Annotated in this window: 7 protein-coding genes and 1 pseudogene; all 8 read right to left on the bottom strand. The window is 70.0% G+C overall.

Annotated elements, in window-relative coordinates; genetic code table 11:
* Positions 1-64 precede the first annotated feature (64 nt).
* Entirely contained in the window at positions 65-259 is a 195-nt protein-coding gene (locus P1P75_RS40625; protein WP_319264813.1) for a hypothetical protein, read from the bottom strand.
* A 142-nt stretch (positions 260-401) separates the two neighbouring features.
* Positions 402-962 (bottom strand): hypothetical protein, encoded by a 561-nt coding sequence (locus tag P1P75_RS40630; protein WP_319264815.1) that lies wholly within the window; start codon positions 960-962, stop codon positions 402-404.
* A 191-nt stretch (positions 963-1,153) separates the two neighbouring features.
* Positions 1,154-1,432: pseudogene (locus tag P1P75_RS41925) on the bottom strand (WhiB family transcriptional regulator); the annotation flags it as partial.
* 5 nt (positions 1,433-1,437) lie between these two features.
* On the bottom strand, positions 1,438-2,007 hold the full coding sequence (locus P1P75_RS40640; protein WP_319264820.1) for a hypothetical protein: 570 nt from the start codon (positions 2,005-2,007) through the stop codon (positions 1,438-1,440).
* Complete coding sequence (locus tag P1P75_RS40645) at positions 2,004-2,228, bottom strand: hypothetical protein (protein ID WP_319264822.1); 225 nt, start codon at positions 2,226-2,228, stop codon at positions 2,004-2,006. Before P1P75_RS40645 ends, P1P75_RS40640 begins: the two co-directional genes overlap by 4 nt.
* Positions 2,225-2,425, bottom strand: a complete 201-nt coding sequence (locus tag P1P75_RS40650; RefSeq protein ID WP_319264824.1) for a hypothetical protein — start codon at positions 2,423-2,425, stop codon at positions 2,225-2,227. Before P1P75_RS40650 ends, P1P75_RS40645 begins: the two co-directional genes overlap by 4 nt.
* Entirely contained in the window at positions 2,418-2,816 is a 399-nt protein-coding gene (locus P1P75_RS40655) for a hypothetical protein (protein ID WP_319264827.1), read from the bottom strand. The genes P1P75_RS40650 and P1P75_RS40655 overlap by 8 nt, the downstream gene beginning before the upstream one ends.
* A partial coding sequence (locus tag P1P75_RS40660; RefSeq protein ID WP_319264829.1) for a hypothetical protein occupies positions 2,813-3,363 on the bottom strand: 551 nt, incomplete at its 5' end. The genes P1P75_RS40660 and P1P75_RS40655, both read right to left, overlap by 4 nt.

The following is a 3,363-nucleotide window of genomic DNA, read 5'->3' on the forward strand; positions in this document are numbered from 1 at the left end:
TCCCGCCCCCAGGAGACCGCCCGGGTGGGGGTCTCCTGGGGGCGGGAGACCCGTGGCGGAGGGGTCAGGTGGTCGGCCAGGTCACGACGCGGTAGTCACGCGCGTGGTAGGTGACGCCCCAGGCGGACCACTGGGCGATGCTCTCGGCGGCGAGCTGGGCGAGGGCTTCGCGGTCCTGGGCTTCGGTGGCGGGGGTGGTGTCGCGGACGCTGCCGGGGACGGTGTATCCGTCGGGGTCGGTGAGCCGCAGTTCGGTCATGGGTCCCCCGGTGGTTTGGGGTGGGGTGGTGGAATACGACGACTCTAACCCATATTCCATTGCTTAGCAATGGATGCGACGAACCCAGGGCACGAGAAAGGGGCCCAACCCGAAGGCCAGACCCCTCACGCCACGCACCGGATCACGAAGCCACCTGCCACGCCTCCCCCCGAACCGGAACCGGCTCCCCAGCCGCCCGAGCACGCTGCTTAATCCGATCCCACGACCGATCCACCGCATCCACCGACATCCCCAACCGCTCAGCAACGGCCGGCTTAGGCATTCCCCGCCTGTACCCCACCTCGATCGCCAACCTCCGCTCCCCCTGCGTCAACGGCACCCCCTGCCCACCCGGCGCCAACGCCCGATGCACAGCCACCAGATCCACACCAGCCAGCTCACGCCGCGTCGTCGGAGCCAGATCCCGCACCGCCTTCTGCGTCTGCGACAACTCCGACCGATACAACCGGTCCCCGTGCTCGTTGAACGTCACCCACGACAGTGCCTCACGCAGCCCGCGATCCGGATCCGCCAGCGCAGCCAGCACAACCGCCAACCCCTCCAGCTCATGCCGGGACAGACCCGCCAGCCGTGCCGCGATGTCATCCGTGGACCCCTCGTGGACGTCCACAACCAGGCCGGCCGCCTCAGGCAGCAAAGCCTCCGCCATGTCCCCACGCTGCGCTGCTGTCAGCCCGCTCATGCCGCTACCTGCCCTTCCTGCTCGCCCGCGGCCTGTGCGGCCAGGTGCTCCAGCACGTTGTTTACGGTCTGCACGTTCGTCCGCATCCGCTTCGCCACCTCCAACGCCTCCAAGCCCTCCCCCACCAACTCCTCAAACTCGGGCAGCCGGTGACGGATGATGTGCTGCGCCGCCTTCCGCTGGAAGCTGTACCGCGGGCGCCGCTTGTGAATGGCCCGCCGCTCCTCCTCCGTGAGACCGCCCAGCACGCCCTCGTCCTGCCGAGTCGACAGCGCCCACTCCAGGCACCTGGTCTTCACGGTGCAGCCGCCGCAGACGGCCTTGGCCGCATTGGCCTGCTGGCGGGCCTGCGTGGATCCACCGACCGGGTAGAACAGGTCGGGGTCGTCGACGGTCCGGCAGGCGCCGCGGGTGACCCAGTTGGCGTTCTGCGCGGCACGTCTTGAAGCGCGGCCAGTCGGGGGCGTCATGGTGGTCATCGTGTGGCTCCGGGGAGGGTCGGCCAGGTCGCCTTGTCGATGGCGGCCCGGTGGGTCTTGGGGAGGTCGGTGAGGGGGTGTCCGAGCCAGTCGCGGCCGGCGGCCATGAGGATGACGGCGTCGGCGGCGTTGTCGTCTCCGCCTGTGGGCCAGGTGGGCCAGCGGCGGGCGACGGAGTCGACGATGAGGTTCTTGGTGGCGGCTCCCTTGCCGGTGGCGTACTGCATGCGGTGGTTGGGCGTCATGAGGCCGATGGGGATGTCGAGGGAGGCGCAGTAGTTGTAGATCTCCCACCAGAGCCAGCCGCGTTCGTGGGCTCCGCCTCCGGAGCGGGAGGGTGCGGGGAGTTCGAGGACGGCGAGGTCGGGCCGGCCGATGGTGTCGGTGATGGCCTGGCGGAGTTCGTGGAGGGCTTCGCGGCGGGCCGGGTGGGGGAGCTGGGTGATGCCGGGGTCTTTGGCGCGGGGCTTCTTGTAGCCGATGACCTTGCACCAGCCGTTGCTGTGGGCGATGCCGGTTGCGGTGAGGCTGGTGTCGAGGCCGATGACGTCGGGGGCGTTGGTCATGGGGTGAGGTACTCCTGGACGGGTATGGGGCCGTGTCGGCTGGGACGGAGGTAGGTGGCGTATCCGGGGGCGTGGCCCAGGTGGAGGGAGCCGCACCATGCGCACCGGTAGGTGTTGAAGCGGGGGCCGCCTTGGCCGCGTATCTGGCGGGCACGCCGTCGTGCGGTGCGTCGGCTGGGGAAGGGGGTCTTGCCGTGGCAGGCGGCCAGGTAGGCGTTCACCGGTGGGGTTCCGGGATGTGGAGGTCGCGGGCCAGGTTGGTTCGGATGTCGAGGGGGATGGCGTCGTTGTTGATGAAGCGGGCGACGGTGGCTGTGAAGGTGCGGAGTTCGTCTTCGGCGATGGCGAGGAGGTCGGGGCGCCGGTTGGCGAGTTGGCTGGCGAGGGTGTCGACGTAGGCCTGGGTGGTGTCAGGCATGGCGCTCGACTCGCCGTTCCCGCCCGTTTAGCGCGTCGGTCACGGTGTGGCCGTTCACGGTCACGAGGGCCGCCTGTTCCTTGGCCAGGCGGAGGGCGGTGTCCAGGTCGAAGCGGTGGGCGTTCAGCCAGTCGTTGCCGCGGTCGTACTCCTTGACGCCGTGGTCCCAGGTGCCGTCGGATCCGAGGCACATGTCGCCGCCGCGGATGACGGCGTATCGGCCCTCGCCTCGGTACTGGACGCGGACCTGGAAGACGAAGGAGTTGACGTCGTCGTCGGGCAGGCAGTTGACGGTGTACTCGGTGGCAAGGACGGTTGCGGTCGGAACCTGGGGGGCTTCCTGGGCGGCTCGCGCTGTCACCGCCCTGTACCAGTCGGGGATGTCGGTCACGGCTGGGGGTGCTCCTTCGGGGTTTCGGTGTCTGCGGCTCGGGCGGCGAGGCCGGCGGTGATGTCGTCCTTGGACAGGGGCTGGGTTTCGGCGGTGGCGGCGTTGGCGCGGCGTACGCCTTCGCGGAGTTGGAGGACGGCCGGCGGCTTGGGGGCGGGGGCGTGGTGTATGCCGCGGGTGATGGCTTTGTCCCAGTTGAGGGGGGTGCCGTCGGTGTCGGTGGTGGGTGGGGTGTGGGGGCGTTCGCAGGCGTGGGTGAGGGCTCGGGCTTCGCGGAGGTCGGTGTAGGTGGTGATGGGCCAGCCGTGTATGGCGCCGTGGCGGCAGGCGATTTGGGCGGTGAATCGGCGGTCGGGTCCGGGGTTGTGGGTGATGTGGGTGCCGTCGGTGAGGGTGGTGGTGGATCCGTTCCAGGCGCGGACGGGGATGGGGAGGCGGCTTGCGGCGGCGTCGAGGGCGGCGCGGATGGCGGCTTGTTCGTTGACGCCCATGGGTCCGGTGAAGAGGCGGCGGCGTGCGGTGAGGGGGTGTCGGAGGTCGACGGGGG

Origin of the sequence: Streptomyces sp. ID05-39B (genome assembly GCF_033794725.1) — a bacterium.
Lineage (GTDB): Bacteria > Actinomycetota > Actinomycetes > Streptomycetales > Streptomycetaceae > Streptomyces > Streptomyces bobili.